Raw genomic sequence first — 20750 nt, forward strand, 5'->3', positions numbered from 1 at the left:
GGCAGTGTTAGAGACTTCTGCGAAAGCAGCCTCCAACAGGGCCTTCTTTTTGTGCTTAATTTGCGTAATTACATAGAAGCAGGCAGGGGGAAAAGCTTCTACAGGACACAGATTTTTCACAGACTGAACACTTTTTCAATACAAAATCCAACTATACTTGAGAAAACAACGGAAATTGGACGGAATAGCAATTGGAGGTTCGCCGTGAAGAACAAAGAGATCAAACAGATATTTTTTTCCCGAAAGAAAAACAAAAAATGGATCATCGTTGCGCTGGTACTGGTACTTACGCTGGGCGGCGGTTCTGTGGCAGCAGTGGTGATATTACATAAAAACAACAGTCAGTCGGAATTTTCCATGCCGGGTAATATGGCGGGACTGACCTTCACGGAGGATATGATTGCTGCGTCAGGTGTTACCAATGTCGGTATCACGGAGGCGAGCTTTGACGTGGAAAATCTGACAACAGAGTTAGAGATCGAGGAAGTCTACGCGGTCTCCGGGGAAGAGGTAACGGCAGGAGATAAGATTTTAAAGCTTACGGAGGACAGTGTGGAGGAAGCCAGAAAAGAACTGGAGAGAGCGCTGGAGGATGCGGAGCTTGCGTATCGTACCGGAGCCATTGAACATGAGCAGAACCTGATCACAGCGGAGTATACGAGAGACAGTGCCATTCTCACCGGACAACAGGCTAAGGATGTCTATGATGAGACGGTAGCAAGTCTGCAGAGTGCTGTGACCAGGGCGGAAGAGGAATTGCAGGATGCGGAGGATGATATAGCAGAGTATGAATCCTATGTGAATGACGGTTCCTATAAGAGCTATTTCAAGGTGGATGAATATCAGGCAATCTATGATGAGAACCTGAAAGCCCTGACGGACAAGATGGATGAGTGGGGCATCAGTTGGTCTCAGGTCACCGGCAGTGGTGGTGGATCAACGCAGCTGAGTGCTGATGTTTCCGGAAATAATGCGCAGCCTCAGAGCGGCGGAACTTCCAACGCCAGCATTTTGGCTTCTCTTTACAGTATTCTGGAACAAAATCTGAAAGATTTGGAGGAAGCAGAAGATAAATATGAGGATGCAGTCACCAATGCTTCTTTTAACTTACAGACATTGCAGTTAAAGCTTTCCAGTCTCCAACAGGCCGTCACGGAGGCGAAGGAAAATTATGAGATCCAGCAGGCGCAGGCAAAGCTGACCTATGAGACTTCCCTGTCCGGCGCAGAACGGGCAGAGAGCGATTATAATACTACGGTGGAAAAAGTTAAGTCCGATCTGGCAGCTCTGAAAAGTACTTATGAAGATGCCAAAGAGAATCTGGAACTGTTTGAAAGCAGTGTGGGAGACGGATATTTCTATGCCTCGGAGGACGGAACGATCCTGCGGACCATGGTGCGGGCGGAGCAGGCTCTGACTTCCGATGCAGTGGTATTCGTTTACAGCAATCCGAAGGAGCTGACGGTCACCGTATCGGTAGATCAGTCGGATATTACAAAACTGACTGTAGGCGACAGTGCTTATGTGCAGTCCTCCGCAGGCAGCGGATATACCGGTGTGATCACAGCCATTGATCCGGTATCCTCGTCTAGCAGCCGTACCAGTGTCACTTACAGCGTGACGGTACAGATCAATGTAGAAGATGAGGAGGACAGTTTAAGTGCCAACGAATCCGTCACCGTAGTGTTCGGCATGAAGGAGGAAGAGATCGAACAATTACAACAGAGACAGCGTATGCAGGGAGGACAGACACAGTCATGAAATTAAAAAGACCACATTTTGATAAACTGAAATCCCTCACGAAGAAGCAGAAAAAACTGATCCTGGCGGGGATCGCACTGTTTCTGCTGATTCTGGCGGCCAGTTATACCGTGTTCATCGCACCGTTACTTCAGAAAGAACAGTGGATCTACAAGGAAGAGACCGTGGAGCGTGGTACTTTAAAGGTAGGTGTTACTGAGAGCGGCTCTCTGGAATACAACACAAAATCCATAGATTACAATCTGGATCTGGACGTCAGTGACGATGACGAGGATGACAGTGAGGAAGATGACGATGATACCGTACAGAAATATCTGAAGATAGAGGAGATCTATGCTGCCAGCGGGCAGCGTGTCACCGAAGGCGAGGAACTGCTGAAATTCACGGAAGACAGCGTGGAGGCGGTTCGGGCGCTGTTGCAGAATGCGGTAGTGGAGGCGCAGGCAGACTATGCGGAGGCAGAGAGTACCTATGAATTGTCCCTGCTGGAAGCCCAGACCGACTACGATACCCAGAAGATCAGTGCTTCCTATGCGGCATCCATCCGCAATACTTCCGGTACGAGCGTGACGAACAAAGTGGCATCTCTGCAGGTACAGCTGGAGCAGAAGCAGGCGAATACAGCTTCTCTGCAGGAGAAGCTGACAGAAACTCAGGAAGATTATCAGGATGCATTGGAAGATTATGAAGCGGCAAAAGAAGGTTATGAAGGCGCCGGAACCGATAATACAGTGAATTTTATGACGATCCAGAATGGTTATCTCAGTGCCAGATCCAAATACCAGCAGGCAAAATCAGCGTTGACGCAGGCAGAGGATGCTTTATCGGAGAATGAAAGTGCTATTACCGATCTGCAGAACCAGCTGGCAGCGGCACAGGCAAAGCAAAAAATCGATAAGCTGGATACAGAAGAGACCTATCAGGAAGCGGTGATCACCGGGCAGAACGCCCAGACCACTTACAATGCGACCGTGGAAGATCTGAAGGAGACCTTACAGGAAGCGGAAGAGACGAAGGAAAAACGGGAAGAACAGTTACAGGCCTTTGAAGATTTTGTCGGAAGTGATGGTATTATCTATGCCACAGAAGATGGTGTGATCACAGAGGTCAGCTACGAAGCGGGAGACCGCCTGACGACGACAGGAGCTTTGTCTTCCTATGCAACGTCGGATGACATGCGGATCTCCGTGGATGTGACCCAGGAGGATATTGTGGATCTGAAGGTTGGAGATGCGGTAGATATCACCTTTACGGCATACCCGGAGGATTCCTATACCGGAAGCATTCTCTCCATCAATACCACGGCTACTTCCGATTACAGCAACACGGTAAGCTATACTGTGGAGATCAGCGTGGAAGGTGAACTGGAGCAGCTCTATGGCGGCATGACCGCAGATGTGATCTTCGTTACTGAAGAAAAAGAAGATGTCCTCTATGTATCCCGTAAGGCGATCGTAGAAGAGAACGGCAAGACTTATGTCTATCGTAAGACAGCACTGGGCGGCAGGGAACTGGCAGAGGTAGAGACCGGTATCACCAACGGTGTGGACATCGAGATCCTGTCAGGACTGGAAGAGGGCGATACCATCTACCTGGCAAGTAAAGTCAGCTCCGAGGAAGAAGTCAAGAGTACGGAGGAGACTGCTGATTCCGGCAGCAGTTCTGATACCGCAGTGGGCAGTGATACGGAGTTCGGGATGTCGGAGGATATGCAGATGCCGGGAGGCGGTGACATGCCACAGGGTGGTCCCGGGGGTGGTAATTCCGGCAACTTCGGCGGTGGAATGCCGGGCGGTCCCGGAGGACAATAAATCAGACGGATGGAGCAAATGTTGAAAATCAGACAGGAATGATTGGGAACAGTTATGAAGCAGAATGAAAATGGGAAAAAGATCAAAGAAAATATAAGAAATCAAATGCGCCGGATCGGATCATGGAAAAGCTGGTCTAAAAAACGCAAGGTCACCACAGGTGTCTGTGGTGTCTGCGTGATCGCTGTAGTGGCTGGTGCCATTGGTCTCTCCGGTGGTTCCGATACGGAAGTCATCTATAAAGAGACCACGGTAAAATATGGGACACTGGTCAAAGGTGTGACGGAGAGCGGCTCTGTGGATATCGGTACGGTGGATCAGACCTTTGATCTGGATATGAGTGCCCTGCAGAGAACGGATACTTCCGGCAGCCGTTCCTCTGGCGGCGCCTCCGGTAGTACTGCCGGCAGCAGCTCTGGTTCTGGTGGTTTTGGCGGCATGAGTGCTTCCGGCGGCGGAGCCCAGGGAGGCTTAGACATGTTTGGGCAGATCTTCAATATGGGAGGCAGCAGCTCTGGCAGCAACGGTGATGATTCTACTCTGACCGTGGCGGAGGTAGTGGTCTCTGTGGGGCAGCAGGTGTCCGAGGGAGATCCCCTGTACCTGCTGGAAGAAGACAGCGTCTCCGACCTGGAAGACGAATTGCAGTCTAACGTTGAGAAAGCAAAAGCGGATCTGGAGGCGGTGGAAGCCGACCAGACCCTGTCAAAACAACAGGCAAAATACACTTATGACAGCAGCACTGCTTACGGCAGTTATATTGACACCGAGTACAGTACTACATTGCAGGAGCTTCAGAATACGGTGGATTCTGCGGAGAGCACACTGGAGCAGGCGAAGAGCAGCCTGGAAGATTACCGGGCACAGCTGGAGGAAGTAACGGCAGCCTATGAGGATGCGGCACAGGTATTATCGAACTGTAAATACAGCCTGAACAGTACGGACGCAGCAGATGATACTTACGGATATGTCTATTATGCGCAGCTGACGGAGCAGGCACAGTTCACGGCAGATTCCCTGGAGCAGCAGAAGGAAGAGCTGGAACAGAGAGTAGAGCAGGCGGAGGAAAATGTAACCACTGCCGAAACCGCCTACAATAAGGCAAAACGAGAACTGGAGCAGGGGAAACTGACCGCAGCCGAGACTCAAAAACTGCGGACACTGGCTTACAATACCGCACAGGAGACCTATGACATTGCACTGGGGTATCTTGCGCAGGAATTGTCCGATCAGCAGGAAACCTATAATGAGACACTGGAAAAATGGAACGAGTTCAGCACCTATATCGATGGTAATGCAGTATGTGCAAGATACAACGGTGTCATCACCGGCGTGGAGCTGGAGGCCGGAGACAAAATCAGTACCGGAACCTCTCTGGTTACCTTATACGATATGGACGAAGTGACCATGACGGTAACAGTAGATGAAGATGACATGACGAATATCTCTCTGGGATCTGCGGCAAATATTGCATTGACGGCATATCCGGAAGATACCTTTACGGCAAAGGTGACGGCTATCGGAGATGCAACATCGGATTCCAGTGGAAACATAACTTATGACGTAACTGTCACATTAGAAGGGGATGTTTCAGGACTGTTCCAGGGCATGACAGGAGATGTGACTTTCGTTACGGAACAAACGGAAGAAGTGCTGTATGTCTCACGCAGAGCCATTATCACAGAGGATGACAAGACTTATGTAAAAGTGAAGACTGCAGATAGCAGCATTGTGAAAAAGGAAATAACGACAGGACTGTCAGATGGTTCTAACGTGGAGATCTCAGGAGATATTGCAGAAGGAGATACCGTATTGATCGAAAGCAGCATTACGAAGTAGAGCGGAGACCTGTGGGAAAGTAAGGTCAATGGAAGGGAAGAAGTAGAATATGAGATTATCCGAAATATTGCGTCTGGTGTGGCTGAACCTGTCACAGAATAAATTCAAAGTGATCCTGACTTCCATCGGTATCGTTGTGGGATCCGCCACCATAATGCTGGTGCTGGCGATAGGTACCGGTGGAAAAGAAGAAGTGGCGGAGCAGTTCAAGAACCTGAATGCCGGAGCCATTGATATTTCCTGTGACAGCAGTGACAGCGGCGGTTTTAGCTTTGAAATGCCGGGCGGTGGAGGAAGCGTTACCGTCACCAACATGGGCGGAGGACCCGGAGGAGGTTCCGGCGGCGGTACGTCTGGTGGTTCCGGCGGTGGCATGGATTTCGGCGGATTCTTCGGATTCGGACAGGAGGAAGAGAGCGAAGCCGTGACATTGACCAGTGAAGACTGTGATGATCTGGCGACTTTTGTCTCCGGAATCTCTGCAACTACGATCTCTTATTCCACTACAGCATCGGTGGAGGGAGGCGACATGACCTCTGCTTCCTATTACACCATTGCCGGTGTGGAGGACAATTATGCTGCCATCAGTAATCTGGAAATGGCCATAGGGGATTTCCTCACAGAAGAAAACAACGAGAGCAAGGAAAAGGTGTGCGTACTGGGTGCCACCGCGGCAAAGGAAATTTTCGGAAGCGCCTACGATGCTTATGACGGTATAGTCTATATTGATGGGCGCCCCTATATAGTGTCAGGGGTACTATCCGAGATGGGAACTGTGGCATCCGGCATCAGCCCGGATACGGCAATCTATGTACCTTACGAAACCGGCATCAAATACATTACCGGTACGAATATCAGTCCAACCATCACGGTCATTGCGGAGGATGTGAATCAGGTGGATACCGTAATGACGGATGTGGAGAGTGCCTTAAAAGAAAGCTATCCCAACACCACATTTACCATCAGCGATGCCGGAAGCAAGATGGAGGCAGCCTCCGCTTCCAATGAGACTTTGACATTACTGCTGATCTCTATGGCAGTGATCGTATTTATCGTCGGCGGTATCGGTATTATGAACGTGCTGTTTGTATCCATCAAGGAGCGTACCAATGAGATCGGTATTTTGAAAGCGCTGGGCTGTTCCCGGAAGGATATCCTGTTGGAGTTTTTATTGGAGGCAAGCTTTACCAGTCTGGTAGGAGCGGTACTGGGGGTATTGGTGGCGCTTGGAATCACCCCGTTAGTGCAGTTGTTCAACGTGAGAGTGTCCCTGTCGGTACAAGGTGCAGTATTGTCGCTGTTGTTTGGTGTCTTCACCGGAAGTATCTTCGGCTTCTATCCGGCGTATAAGGCATCGAGACTGATTCCCGTAGAAGCTTTAAATCAGGAGTAGTGCGAAAGGTGTAAGGATTATGATGGAAAACGCAATGATCACCATGAAAAATATAAATAAAGGCTATATGCTGGGAGAGGAGCGTCTGCCGATTTTGAAGGACATCAATTTTCAGGTAAATAAGGGAGAATATGTGGCAATCTTAGGCCCTTCCGGTTCCGGTAAGACTACGTTAATGAATATGATCGGCTGTATGGATGTGATGGACAGTGGGGAATATTATCTGGATGGCATGGCAATCCACGAGACCAAAGAGGACGATCTGACCATGGTGCGCAACCAAAAGATCGGGTTCATTTTCCAGAACTATCAGCTGATCCCGACCTATAATGTCATGCAGAATATTATCATGCCCCTGCTGATGCGCGGCATGACCCACGAGGAAGCAGAAGAAAAGTGTAAAAATACGATCAAACTGCTGGGGCTGGATCATCGTATCGGACATAAGCCCAACGAATTGTCCGGCGGACAGAAGCAGAGAGTATCCATTGCCAGAGCACTGGTGGGACAGCCGGCGATCCTTCTGGCGGATGAGCCTACCGGTGCACTGGATCAGACCAGCGGTAAGGAAGTACTGAAGCTGTTCCGGGAACTGAACGATATGGGCAACACCATCGTCATGATCACCCACGACCTGGGCGTTGCCCAGTCCGCGAAGCAAATTGTCCGCATCGTGGACGGACAGTTGCAGGAGTAAAAGACGCCCCCTTTTCCAGCTTGCGTGTGTCAGATGCATATAGTAAAATAGTACACAGAAAAAGCAGAACTAAAATAAGCTTTTGATATGGGTGGATTATGAAGAGAAACAGTGACAGGCGTTCGGAAAATACAATCGTATTCAGCTATCTGAGAACTTATTTGATCGTATTGATCATACCGTTGATCATCTGCTCTCTGTACTGCGGGCGGGTGATCAGCATCCTGGAGCGAGACGATACGCTTCAGGCGGTGGAAAAGCTCCGCTATTCGGAGACATCGGTGGACACGCTGCTGGAAGAGGCGGAAGGCGTCGGCAGTATGATCCTTAATAATGTAGCGGTGCAGAATTTTACCGGCAAGGCAGACGCGCTGCAATATCCGAATACCTACAGTATTATAGAGCTGCAGAGGACATTGCCGGATATTTCCTATACAAATGAAAATATCTACGGATATTTTATTTTCTTTGATCAAAGCCAGCTGGTGATCAACAGGAACATTGCGTACACTTATCCGGACTTTTATGAGCTGTATTTTCATGAACAGCAATATGATACCTATGAGGAGTGGCTGCAGAATAAGACCGGGATGAACAGACAATACGGTATTCTCGCAAGCCGTGAATATCTCTTCGGACAGGCAGGCATCACCGAAGAGATGATGACCTACGATGTCCCGCTTCCGTCATATTCCTTTGAAGACAACAGTCTGGTCAGAGTCTGTATCCGCAAGGCTGCGGTGGAAGCATTGATGCCGACACTGGCAGAGGATACGGCACAGATGATCCAAAATGACCAGGGGAAGCTGTTATATTGTGAAGGAATGATTGATGCACAGGAGACGGAGGAACTCCTCGCAGCCTCCGGTCGGGAAAAGGATTATGACGGCGTACATTGCAAATATATTCGTTATCAGGGCGAGCAGTATCTGCTGTTGTCCGCCACTTCGGAACGCACGGGATTGACATATTCCTTCCTGCAGCCGTCCCTTGCCGTCAGAGTCAGAGGACTTCAGACGGTGCTGTATATGGTGCTGCTGATCCTCTTCGCCGGACTGGTGGGAATCATCCTCAGCATCCGGATGTCTTATAAGACAGCGCGACCGATCAACGAACTGTTGAAAGAAGTACTGGTGAATGATAATGAAGTCAATGGAAATACGATGTTTTCCCATCTGCACAATTCGTACCGGAGACTTATGACAGCCAACAGCGAGCTGCAGACCGCGATGGAAGAGCAGAAGCCTTTTCTGCAGGAGGTGTTCAGCTATCAGCTGTTGTACGGCAATATCGGTCTGGACGATGATATCTATAAAAATGCGGATTACGTACAGTTTGCCTATCGGGATAAGGTATTCTGGGTATTGCTGTTCCGCGGCAGAACGGAACAACTGCCGGAGGGACCCTTGCAGGCGCATAATCTGTATACCATCGTACTGACGGAACTGATCCGCAAATTCCTCCCGGACAGACAGGTGATCACAGCCGGTGAAGACAAAGTTATCGTGATCATGGAATTGCCGAAAGAGCAGCGGGCGGAATACCACAGACAATCCGAAGCTCTGGTACAAAAGCTGGGACAGGAGCTGCCGGAAGCGCTGGCAGACGGGATCGGGGTATACGGCGGAACCGTGGCAGAGGATCTGGCGCAGATCAGTATTTCTTATGAAAATGCCATGTTGATGCAGCTCTATCAGGAAAAAGACGGCTCCCGGAATATTATTTGGTATGAAAAGCAGAAGCAGGTGAATACCTATCCGACGGAAGAGAAATGCCGTGCGCTGCTCCATCAGGTACTGAAGGGCGATGTGGAAAATGTCTATCAGACGTTTGCGGATGTGATCGAAGAGTATTTTATTCAGGGAAGCCTGAATCCCTATCTCCAGAATCTGCTGCTGGATGAGCTGCAGATCAATCTGGTACGGATCATGGATATCCTGCGGGTATCCGACAACGAATATCAGGAATTCTGCCAGAGACTGGAGCGCAATCATAATGACGATATGCTGGAGCGGATCCGGATCACGAGGAATCTGTATCTGGAGCTGGGACAGAAGGTATACGAGCGGAAAAACGGCAAGGTCGTGGAGCTGTCCGCAGTGATCGCCTATTTGAACCTCCACTATGCAGATCAGGATCTGTCGCTGACGAGTACGGCGGAAGCCATGCAGGTAAGTGAGGGATATCTGTCCACACTCTTCAAACAGGAAACGGGAGTAAAGTTCTCCTCCTACGTGGAACAGCTTCGAATGGAGCAGGCAAAACAGCTGCTGAGTACAACATCCATGACCATACGGGAGATCACACAGCGGACGGGATACACTTCGGAGAATTCCTTCTGCCGGGCGTTCAAGAGAGTGACCGGTATGAGCACGACGGAATGGAAAACCCAGGAAAAATAAGGGTTTTCGGACATATTGAAAGGATTGCATATTCATTTTAAGTAAATGAATATGCAATTTTTTTGCGCCTTTTTTGGGGAGGAAGTTTTGCATATGCGTCAAAAAGAGATGGATATATACAACACCATATGGGGTGTGTTTTAATCGGGCTATCAGGAGGGCAGACAAAAAGCTGCCAAACAAAAAACAAAAAGAAAAAGAGAAAGGAGAGTTGTGGGAGATGGCAATCGCACAAAAAAAATCAGCCGGAGCCTCCTCTAAAAAAAGCCTGTTGAAATATCTGCAGGGGCACTGGCAATTATATCTGATGATCCTGCCACCGATCATTATGCTGTTGATCTTCGCATATGGACCGATGTACGGTATCCTGATCGCTTTCAAGGATTACAAGGTATCGCAGGGAATCTGGGGGAGCGCATGGGCGAAAAACCACGGGTTCTACAATTTTATCAAGTTTTTCAAAAATTATAACTTCTGGGAGTGTATACGGAATACGTTGACCCTGTCCCTGTATTCCCTGTTAGTATCTACCCCCTGCTCGATCATCCTGGCATTGTGTCTGAACTATGCAAGAAATGTAAAGTACCGGAAAACCGTACAGATGATTACCTATTGTCCCTATTTTATCTCTACTGTCGTGTTTGTAGGTATCATCAAACTGGTGCTGGATACCAGAATCGGTGTGATCGGAAGCTTCTTATATGATACGTTCGGTCTTAACATCATGGGCAGCGCATCCGCATTCCCGTCTCTGTATGTATGGAGTGGTGTCTGGCAGGGAGCCGGATACGGAGCCATCATCTATATGGCGACGCTGGCAGGCGTAGATATGCAGCTCCATGAGGCGGCGATCATCGACGGCGCAACGTTATTGCAGCGGATCCGCTATATTGATCTGCCGGAGGTGATTCCGACAGCAGTCATTATGCTGATCCTGAATATGGGAAGCATTCTGAATGTAGGATCCGAAAAAGTGCTGGCGATGCAGAACCAGAACAACCTGAGCGCATCCGAGGTCATCAATACCTATGCCTACAAGGTGTCACTGGTTTCCTCGTTCCCCGATTTCTCGTATTCTACGGCGATCGGACTCTTCCAGTCACTGGTGGGACTGATCCTCGTACTGGGAGCGAATAAAGTGGCGGATAAGGTATCCGGCAATGGATTTGTATAGGAGGCAGGAAGACGATTATGGAAAAGAAAGGAATTACGCAGGATAAAGTCGTGTACTTTATCAACAATATACTTCTTCTGATCTTCGCAGTCATTGTCCTGTATCCTCTGATCTATGTGGTAAGCTGCTCTTTCAGCTCGGGAGATGCGTTGATGGGGGGAAAGGTGCGTCTGTTACCAGTGGATTTTACTTTTGAAGGATATAAGACGGTATTTGGATATACTTCTATCTGGGTCGGATATAAAAACACGATTATTTACACTTTTATTGGTGTAGTGATCAGTCTGGTGATGACGCTGCTGGCGGCATATCCGCTGTCCAGAGATGATTTCAGAGGGCGGAAGGGATTCACACTGTTGTTTGTGTTTACCATGATGTTCTCCGGAGGCATGATCCCCAGTTATCTGCTGGTCAAGAATTTGCATCTGCTGAATACGATGTGGGCGGTGATCCTGCCCGGTTGTGTCAGCGCCTATAACGTGGTCGTTGCCAGAACCTTTTTCAAGCAGTCGATCCCCAAGGAGCTTCTGGAGGCAGCAGAGTTGGATGGTTGTTCGGACTTCAAGTTTTTTATCAAGATCGTTGTACCGCTGTCAAAAGCGATTATCGCAGTGCTCTGCCTGTGGTGCGCGATGCCGTTATGGAACGGATATTTCAATGCCATGATCTACATTCAGGATGAGAAAAAATACACGTTGCAGCTGGTATTGCGGAGAATTCTGCTGATGTCTCAGGTAGATTTCTCCAATGCAGCATCTCTGGATTTTGATCTGTTGGCAAAAAATCAGTATCTGAGTGAAATGCTGAAATACGGAACCATCGTACTCAGTTCACTGCCGCTGATGATACTGTATCCGTTCATTCAGAAATATTTTGCCAAGGGCGTTATGATCGGATCGGTAAAGGGCTAAAAACAATAAATCAAATATCAATCAAAAATAGTAAACCGAAGGTTTATTATGATAAAATTATTTTAAACAGGAGGTATTTCATGAAAAAAAGATTTTTACAAAAGCTGGTGGCTGTGGCAACCGCAACGACTCTGATGGGAAGTATGCTCACCGGATGTGGCTCACAGGAGACGCAGGGGGAGAATACGAGCACCGGGCAGGAAAGCACGACAGAGGAGGATCCGTTCGCGTTTGATTCTGTCAGTGATGTGACATTCCCTCTGAAAGAGAAGCTGACACTGGATGTGTTCGTATATGCTGCCAATACCGGTGGTGGTACAATGCAGGACAACTATGTGACCGACTGGATCGAGGAGAAGACCAATATTCATCTGAACTTTGTATATGACGTAGATGGAGATGAGGCGAAGACCAAGTTGAATCTGGTTATGACAGATCCGGACAGTATGCCGGATATCTTCCTGGCTACGAGATGGTCCAAGGCAGAGACTGCATTATATGCAGAACAGGGGTTGATTCTGCCGCTGGATGATTATCTGAAGGATGCTACAAGATGGAACGAACTGAATGAGATTAGTCCGATGAGAAAGGGCGACCTTGTATTATCGGATGGACATATTTATACCTACGGTGGAGATGGAGAGAGCTTCCATAATAACTACCAGAACCGTGTATGGATCTATAAGCCCTGGGTGGATCAGCTGAATGACGGCAAGATGCCGGAGACTACCGATGAACTGTATGACTTCCTCGTGGAGGTCAAGACACAGGATCCTAACGGAAACGGCAAAAATGATGAAATCCCCATGAGTGGATATATCGGAGGCTGGTGTTCCGATCCTACTGTATGGCTGATCAATGCGTTTGTACAGTGCAACAATCCTCTGAGCAATACGAACCCTACAGTCGGTGCAGGGCTGACTGTGAAGGATGGTAAGGTCAATTATTCCGTTATGACCGATGAATATAAGCAGGCATTGACTTTTATTAACAAGCTGTATGCGGAAGGGTTGTTGGATACACAGACCTTTACTCAGGATTCCAATCAGTTTGCGGCATCTCTGAATAATGAAGAGCATCTGGTAGCTATCCATGCAAGTGGCAGAAATCAGGCAGATAAGGCAACATTTAACAATGGTGAAGACGGTGACTGGGAGAACTGGGAAGTACTGGAGCCGGTAGCTGGTCCGAACGGTATCCGTCTGGCAGCCAGAGATCTGAACAATTATTTCTCCAGCGCGCTGGGAATCGTATCTGCAAACTGCAAATATCCGGAGATCGCAGTGGCACTGTTTGATTTCCTGGCAAGTGAAGACGGATCTCATACACAGTCTGAAGGACCTCAGGGATATGCATGGGATTATGTAACAGAAGGAACCGGTCTGGGCGGTGGAACCGCAACTTACAAGGTAACAAAGCTCACCGATGATTTTGACTGGACAGCAGCAGGTTTTGCGAAATCTTATGAGCATTACAGTTGGCCTTCAGATGCTTGTATCCGTACTGACAATGCGGAATATCGTGGACAGTTACTGGTAGAGAACCCGAAGATGAATCTGGAGTATATCTTACAGCAGGCAGCAGAGAAGTATCAGAAGTATGCTCCCGCAGATGATACACTCGTACCCAATATTGCCTTTGATACCGAATCCGCACAGAAGATCTCCGAATACTCTCTGACGATCGGCGGATATGTGAATCAGGCTACCGTACAGTTCATCACAGGTGATCTGAACATCGACACAGATTGGGATAACTATATTACGACTTTGAAAAATATGGGCGTAGAGGATTATCTGAAGATCTATCAGGAACAGTATGACAATTATATGGCAAATGCAGCAAAATAAGGAGAGACAGGAGCAATATGACAGGATATTTTAACAATCCGATTCTGCCTGGATTCCATCCGGATCCAAGCATATGCAGAGTGGGAGAAGATTACTATATGGCAACTTCTTCGTTCGCATATTTTCCCGGAATTCCGCTGTTTCACAGCAGAGATCTCGTACACTGGGAACAGATCGGTCATGTGATCCACAGAAGAGAACAACTGGATTTTGATAACTGTCAGATGGCGTTGGGGCTTTGGGCCCCAACGCTACGCTTTCATCAGGGAAGATTTTATCTGATCAATACCTTTGTATCAGAAGGACTCCATGAAAAGCGGATGAATTATATTGTGACAGCAGAGAATCCCGCAGGTCCCTGGAGTGATCCGGTTGTCGTGGAAGGTGCGGATGGCATCGATCCGAGTCTGTATTTCGGGGAAGATGGAAAAATGTGGTATATCGGTAACTTTATCTGCCAGCCGGAACAGTACGACGGACATCATGGGATCTATCTGCAGCAGATCGATCCGGAGACATTTCAGTTCTGCAGCGAGCGATATGTTCTGTGGGACGGAATACAGACACAGGGAAAATGGCTGGAGGCACCGCATATTTATCATCATGGGGACTGGTACTATCTGATGGTGGCAGAGGGAGGCACTTTTACCAACCATTGTGTGATGATGGCGAGAAGCCGCGAAATTACGGGACCTTATGAGATCTGCCAGAGAAATCCGATCGTGACTCACAGACATATGCCGTTGATGAGCGAGATATCGGTGGTGGGTCATGCAGATCTGGTGGAAACCACCCGGGGCGAATGGTGGATGGTATTGCTGGGAGTCCGTCCCTATGAAGGATTCCACTATAATCTGGGTCGTGAGACGTTCCTCGTTCCGGTGACATGGGATACTGAGGACGAATGGCTGAAAATAGACAATGCCAATGGACAGGTGAATTCCAGAGAACGTAAGCCGGAGCTGGAGGAGACTGTATATCCCGTGCGTGAGAGCTTTACCGGATTTGAAGGAGGCAGGCTGGGACTGCAGTGGAACAGTGTGCATCCGCTTCCGGAGGGAGCATATTCCCTGACGCGGAGAAGCAGCTTTTTAAGCCTGCGGTTGCGGAGTGAGAGACTGGAAACCGTGAGCACACCCTCCTTTATCGGCAGACGACAGGAGCATAAGGAATTCCAGGTGCAGACTGCCATGGAATTCGAACCGCAGTCGGAGGATCAGGAGGCAGGACTGGCTCTGTTACAGGATGAAGGCTACAATTATCAGTTTCTGATCGGAAGTGAGAATGGAGCGAAATGCCTGCGCCTGTATCAGGTAGAGCAGGGTGAGAAGATGCTGCTGAAGAGTTGTGTCCTTCCGGAGCAGGGCAGATGGTATATGACCATACGCGGGCAGGCAGAATATTATAATTTCTATATTTCATCCGAAGAAGGCAGTCAGGAACTGTTCTATGAAAAGGCTCCGGCAGCGGTTCTGAGTACCCGATATCGTGACGGATTCACCGGCGTGTATATCGGAATGTATGCTGTGGCAGCTACGGACAGTGACAATTATGCGGAATACGACTGGTTCCAGTATACACCTGCGTAACAGATAAAAAATAATAGAAATATACAGATATAAGGAGACAGAGAGTTGAAACGAAAGGGAAATCTATGTTATAAAGGAATCGGTCGGCTGTCCCCGCAGACAAACTACAGTGAGGACGGAGTGTTACCGGAGGATGGAATGCCTGTCGGAACAGGTCGTATGGGGACACTCGTCTGGCTGACGCCGAATGCATTGCATATGCAGATCAACCGGGTGGATGTCTTTGGAATGGATTCTTCCTCCCATTCCGTGAACGGAACGGATTCGGATTTTTCGGAGGGATGTGCCTTTTTTGATATCGAACTGGGCAGGATGGATCAGCCGGTATTTGATGAAAATACGACACAGGAGCTGTCGGTCGAGAACGGTCGTATGACCATCCATGGCAATGGTGTGGAAATCTGCTGTTATGGAAATATGACGGAAGAGCATGGTGAGGAGGATTTCCTCATCGTGGAAATACAGGACAGAAGACCGCAGAAGGAACGGCTCCGTGCCGATCTCCGGACACTGCGCTTCTTAAGTCAGTACCCGGTCGGATGCAATAACCGTAACTATCGGAATCCGGTGATGTACAAAGAAGGTGTTGTCTCCTACCAGAAACAGAACTACCAGCTGTCAGAATCGCTGCTGCACAAGGAAGCACACCGGATTGGACTGGAGCAGATCTTCACAGAGAAGGCGTTCTATTGTCGGAGTCTGGTGGAGGTGGAGGCGCCGGGCAGCAGGGTGAATACCTGGTATCGCAATCCTACAGAGGTGGTGCTGGAGACAGAGGCGGAGGATGGGAATTACGTATTTGCCATCGCGTCCTACGCAACATTGCAGAAGGATATGGAGTTCCGGAAGATTCCACTGGCAGAGCGCTGCGCGGATATGGCAGCTCTGCGGAGGCAAAACGAAGCGTGGTGGAAGAGCTTTTGGGAGAGAACTCCGCTATATGATTTCACCAGTGAAAATGGCAGAGGACAGCAGATCACAGAGGATATCGACTATTTTTATTATATTATGGCGATCACATCCAGAGGCAGTTATATGCCGCGGTACGGAGGACTGCTGTTCAGCACCGGCGGAGACTTCAAAATGTGGGGTGCACAGTACTGGTGGCACAATTCATCCTGTTATTATGCCGCATTGATCTCGTCGGGCTGCACAGAGCTGGCGGAAGCTTTTGTAAAGCATATGAAGAACTGGCAGCAGGCGTGTGAAAAGGCAGCCGTACAGCAATGGGGCAGCAGGGGACTCTGGATCCCGGAGACCACATGGTTCAACGGACCGGAAGAGATCCCGGAGGAATTGCAGACGGAATTCCAGGAACTGTACACTTGCAAACGGGACTGGAGCGAGCGGACGGAAGCATTCCGAAAATTCGCAGAAGGACGTAACAGCTTCGATTCCCGTTACAGCTATCTCTCCCACAGAGCGGACGGCAGGGAAGAACGCGGTTTCGGACCGTTTGGATATGTCAGTCATATTTTCTCCACGACAGCGAAGATCGCTTACTGGATGTGGCGGCTGGCAGAAATGAAAAATGATGAGAACTGGCTGCGGGAGAATGCTTATCCCTTCCTGAAGGGATGTGCGGAATTGTATGTGAATCTGCCGCTGATCCGGGAGGAAGAGGACGGAAAGCTCCATATCATACATACCAATAATCACGAGGTGATGTGGGATTGCAGGGATGCGGTATCCGAGCTGGCGGCAATGCATGGGATCCTGCCGATCGCCATCAAGGCAGCGGAGAGACTGGAAATCGATCAGGAGGAGGCAGCAGAGTGGAAGGAATTCCTCCGGAAGCTTGCGCCGATGCCGGTATCCACGGAACCCGAGGCACTGACGACGGGAGAGGAGCAGGAAGAATGCTGGGCAAGCGCCCGGTCGCAGGCAAGAAAGGGAAATGCCAGCCATGAACACGTTTCCGATCCGTTGATCCTGTATGATCTGTGTACGCCGGAGACGGAAAATGAGGAGATCTGCAGGCTGGGTCAGAATACACTGGCGATGACAATGAGGCACTTTGGCTATGGCAGGGAAGTGAAGGTAAATACGCTGGATATGTGCGTGGATGCGGTGGCGCGTTGCTGTCAGCCGGAAGCGATGGAAGAATTTGTCGGAGCAATGCATGATCTGAAAGATTATGAGAGAGATTTCACAGATCTGGAGGCGTGCGCACAGACAAAGATCCTGGCAAACCGTATGACGCTCAGAGAGGGACCACAGGCACCGGATGTCCAGAGACTGGGACATATCACATCGTCGATGGCGAATGCGGTATGTCAGGGGTATCCCAAGGCGCCCGGAGAAGATCCGGTACTCTATCTATTCTCATCTCTGCCCAGTGGTTGGAACGCGCATATCCGGGTGAATACCGAACATGGCTATCTGGCAGAGGCGGTAGCGGAGGATGGTATCTGCAGCTGGATCCGTCTGATCGGAAGCACGGACAAAATGGTGCTGCGCAATCCATGGGGAGAGCGGCAGGTAAAGATCGCTTACGAGCAGACAGAGGAAATACAGCAGGGAAAATATCTCACGATAAGCGGCAGCTGCAGGATATGCGCTGTATAAAAAGACAGGAAAAATAAAAAAGATAAGAAAAGATAGGAAGAAAACAGGAGAGGGACATGATATTTGATCAGATTTTATTCCATAATGTAGAAGAACTGGAAGAGACGGAAAAAGGGTATTTGCTGCGAAGAGTCTGTAAGAAAGTCCGGGACGGGATCAGTGACGGTGTGCAGAATAATCGTTTTGCCACCGGCGTAGAGCTGCGGTTCCGGATGACAGACGGTGCCGTGGATCTGACGCTGAGCAGCGAACTGGTGGCAGAAAGCGCTACGGTACATATCTTTTTCGGATCTTTTCAGGGAGGCGGGGAATATTCTTCGAAAAATGTCGGTCCCGGAAATACGACGATCCATATAGAATATCCGACAGGCATGGAGAAGCTGCGGCAGCTTGCGGAGGAGTATCATCTGCCCTATGATCCGGAGGTGGTGCGGGTGGTGATGCCCTATACTCCGTGTTATTACGTCGGAGTGAAGGGGAAAGTGGAGCCGCCCCGCAGCGGAGACCTGCCGGAGAAGACGTATCTGGCGTATGGTTCGTCGATCACACATGGAAGTCTCGGATTGATCCAGCCGGATTCCTATGCATTCCGGATCGCACAGCAGCTGGGGACAGATTATCTGAATCTGGGATTTGCCGGGTGTGCGTTGATGGAAGAGGAGATGGCGGAATATCTCATATCCCGTAAAGATTGGGATTTTGCTTCGGTGGAAATGGGAATCAATGCGGTAGGAGAGAAACGGAGACTGGAGCTTGCGGAATTCGAGCGGAGGATCGATCGGTTTACACAGATCCTGGCGGCGGATCCCCGACCGGTATTTGCCACATCGATCTTCGTATTCAATGGAGAGGATGCAGAGCAGGAACTGGCGGAGAAGATGCGCCGGATCGTGCGCAGATATGCGGCAGAACGTCTGATATTCACAGATGGTCTGCAACTGTTGGGAGATCCGACACTGATCTCCGCGGACTGCACACATCCCAGTGTCAGAGGCATTGAGCAGATCGCAGTCCGCTGGGGACATATCATGCAGGAGACCCTGCAGATGACAGACTTTTGAGTATATGGGGTTGGGAGAGCGTCAGATATTGTCGCTGTTCCAGCCCCAGTATTTTACGGTCTGGTACTTCACGTAGACGTGATCCGGCGCGATGCCCATGACTTCGTCGAAGATCTTGCAGATCTCTGCGGTCAGTGCGGAGAAGGCTGCGGCATCCTCGTCGCCGAAGACACTGACATCGACCATAGCCAGCGGCTCGCTGTTGTCACCGCGGAAGTAGAGGTTGTAGTTCGGCTCGAAGCCCAGCATAAGCCAGTTCTCGGATTTGCCGGGAACGATGGAGATTGCCTGTCCGAGGCGGGTTTTTAATGCCTGCTCCTGTTCTGCGGAGACAGACGTACTGATCTTGGAATTGATAAAAGGCATAATAGTTCCTCCTTGTATATTATATAGTCTTTCTTCCATAGTAAATCCGGAATGGGTCGGAAGCAAGGGTTTTGTAAAAGCTTTTTGTGAAAAAATATATACAATGTATACAAAGGAAGTCAATGGCAAACACTTTTTTCATGAGAAACCGGACAATCGTCAGGATCGGGATTTGTAGAGAAAAGAGGCTGCCATGCGGGATGATCTGGGGATAACGACGAGAATAGAGAACGGAAAAGCGTATCTGGAATTCACACTGCCGGAGAAGCTGCGGGAGGGAGACGCTTGTGGCGGGCGGCTCCGGATCGTGATCAGAGAAGCCGGAGACGGAAGGCAGATATTCTGCGGGGAGTATGATCCCGGGGAGCTGGAGCCGATGACGGCGCTGCTGTTGCGGCCGCATCTGTGGAATGGGATGCGGGATCCGTATTTATATGAGGTGGAAGCCTGCGGGAACTTCCGGGTGGATGACGCGCTGACACAGCTGTGGTGGCGGCAGAAGCTGGCGATTTATGACCTGCGTGTCATAGAGAAAAAGGGAATCTTTCTAAACGATGCAGAGCTGCCATTGCACGTCGTGGAATATCATCTGCCGTGGGAGAGCGGGAACGCGGATCAGAGAGAGGAGGATGGCGGCTGGGATCCGGAGATGGTTACACAGGATTTAGAGCTGCTTGCCTGCATGGGAGCCAATGCATTGCTGGTGCGGGAGGAGCCGGACTGCTCACAGATGCGCTTTTTCCACCAGATCTGTCTCGAACGTGGATTCCTCACGGGAAACCGGTGGATAACCGAGGAAAAGATTCCGGTGTATCGTGGATATCCGAGATCCTCAGGCTGCCCCGGCGAAACCGTGCGGGAAGAAACCGCGACCGCCCAGTCACCGGAGGAGCTGCTGGCTCCTGACGGCAGGACGCTGACAGAGAACTATTACCGCTATCAGGCAAAGTGGGGCACACAGCCCGTGCTCTGTCCGGCGCTCTCGACCCTGCATAGACAGCCGGACGGAATGCTCGCTCTGACGGTTTACAGCAATCAGAAAAAGGTAGCGCTCTACATCGAGGGAGTGCTCTTTTTATTCCAGTCCGGCGGACCGGAATATATCTTCGAGGATATCCCGGTGGCGAAGCTGCCCTTGCGGCTGGCTCTGGAAGCCGGGAATCTGAATACGGCGCTGACGATCAGCCGGATCCCTTCGGGTTCACACAATTTTCACAAAGAAATCACCTTTTCATGACATTTGCCTCATACAATAATATAGTCGAATTGCGGGAGCGGGTTACCGCGCAGCAATTCGGGATATCAACAGGTGGGGGAAAGAACACCAT

Annotated in this window: 14 protein-coding genes; 13 read left to right on the forward strand and 1 reads right to left on the reverse strand. The window is 49.7% G+C overall.

The annotated features are described in order from the left end of the window. Positions 1-204 precede the first annotated feature (204 nt). The 12 genes from ACLTOH_RS06100 (at position 205) to ACLTOH_RS06155 (ending at position 19056) form a co-directional block, all read left to right on the forward strand. A complete protein-coding gene (locus ACLTOH_RS06100) occupies positions 205-1761 on the forward strand; it encodes an HlyD family efflux transporter periplasmic adaptor subunit (protein WP_412223629.1) in 1557 nt (518 codons plus the stop codon). Further along, positions 1758-3572: an HlyD family efflux transporter periplasmic adaptor subunit gene (locus ACLTOH_RS06105; protein ID WP_412223630.1), complete on the forward strand. Its 1815-nt coding sequence runs from the start codon at positions 1758-1760 to the stop codon at positions 3570-3572. The genes ACLTOH_RS06100 and ACLTOH_RS06105 overlap by 4 nt, the downstream gene beginning before the upstream one ends. 54 nt (positions 3573-3626) lie before the next feature. Next, positions 3627-5411, forward strand: a complete 1785-nt coding sequence (locus tag ACLTOH_RS06110; RefSeq protein ID WP_412223631.1) for an HlyD family efflux transporter periplasmic adaptor subunit — start codon at positions 3627-3629, stop codon at positions 5409-5411. Between the two features lie 49 nt (positions 5412-5460). Continuing rightward, positions 5461-6804 carry an ABC transporter permease gene (locus ACLTOH_RS06115; RefSeq protein ID WP_412223632.1) on the forward strand — a complete coding sequence of 448 codons (1344 nt, stop codon included), beginning with the start codon at positions 5461-5463 and terminating at the stop codon, positions 6802-6804. 22 nt (positions 6805-6826) lie between these two features. Further along, positions 6827-7501, forward strand: a complete 675-nt coding sequence (locus ACLTOH_RS06120; RefSeq protein ID WP_119624288.1) for an ABC transporter ATP-binding protein — start codon at positions 6827-6829, stop codon at positions 7499-7501. Between the two features lie 98 nt (positions 7502-7599). Beyond that, positions 7600-9903 (forward strand): helix-turn-helix domain-containing protein, encoded by a 2304-nt coding sequence (locus ACLTOH_RS06125; RefSeq protein WP_119623271.1) that lies wholly within the window; start codon positions 7600-7602, stop codon positions 9901-9903. Between the two features lie 220 nt (positions 9904-10123). After that, a complete protein-coding gene (locus ACLTOH_RS06130; RefSeq protein ID WP_119623272.1) occupies positions 10124-11077 on the forward strand; it encodes an ABC transporter permease in 954 nt (317 codons plus the stop codon). Between the two features lie 17 nt (positions 11078-11094). Beyond that, entirely contained in the window at positions 11095-11988 is an 894-nt protein-coding gene (locus ACLTOH_RS06135; RefSeq protein ID WP_119623273.1) for a carbohydrate ABC transporter permease, read from the forward strand. An 80-nt stretch (positions 11989-12068) separates the two neighbouring features. Next, complete coding sequence (locus ACLTOH_RS06140) at positions 12069-13838, forward strand: hypothetical protein (protein WP_119623274.1); 1770 nt, start codon at positions 12069-12071, stop codon at positions 13836-13838. A gap of 17 nt (positions 13839-13855) precedes the next feature. Beyond that, the gene (locus ACLTOH_RS06145; RefSeq protein ID WP_119623275.1) at positions 13856-15427 is read left to right on the forward strand and encodes a glycoside hydrolase family 43 protein; all 1572 of its coding nucleotides are present in this window, start codon (positions 13856-13858) and stop codon (positions 15425-15427) included. 45 nt (positions 15428-15472) lie between these two features. Next, complete coding sequence (locus tag ACLTOH_RS06150) at positions 15473-17995, forward strand: glycosyl hydrolase family 95 catalytic domain-containing protein (RefSeq protein WP_412223634.1); 2523 nt, start codon at positions 15473-15475, stop codon at positions 17993-17995. Between the two features lie 56 nt (positions 17996-18051). Then, positions 18052-19056 carry an SGNH/GDSL hydrolase family protein gene (locus ACLTOH_RS06155; protein ID WP_119623277.1) on the forward strand — a complete coding sequence of 335 codons (1005 nt, stop codon included), beginning with the start codon at positions 18052-18054 and terminating at the stop codon, positions 19054-19056. 21 nt (positions 19057-19077) lie between these two features. On the opposite strand, the gene ACLTOH_RS06160 is transcribed toward ACLTOH_RS06155, so the two are convergent. Next, positions 19078-19422: a phenylpyruvate tautomerase MIF-related protein gene (locus ACLTOH_RS06160; protein WP_119623278.1), complete on the reverse strand. Its 345-nt coding sequence runs from the start codon at positions 19420-19422 to the stop codon at positions 19078-19080. 193 nt (positions 19423-19615) lie between these two features. Here ACLTOH_RS06160 and ACLTOH_RS06165 point away from each other — a divergent pair, with 193 nt between their 5' ends. Continuing rightward, positions 19616-20659, forward strand: coding sequence for a hypothetical protein (locus tag ACLTOH_RS06165; RefSeq protein ID WP_119623279.1), 1044 nt, complete (start codon positions 19616-19618; stop codon positions 20657-20659). Positions 20660-20750: the final 91 nt, after the last annotated feature.

Source organism: Waltera sp. (genome assembly GCF_046969025.1).
GTDB lineage: Bacteria > Bacillota > Clostridia > Lachnospirales > Lachnospiraceae > Acetatifactor > Acetatifactor acetigignens.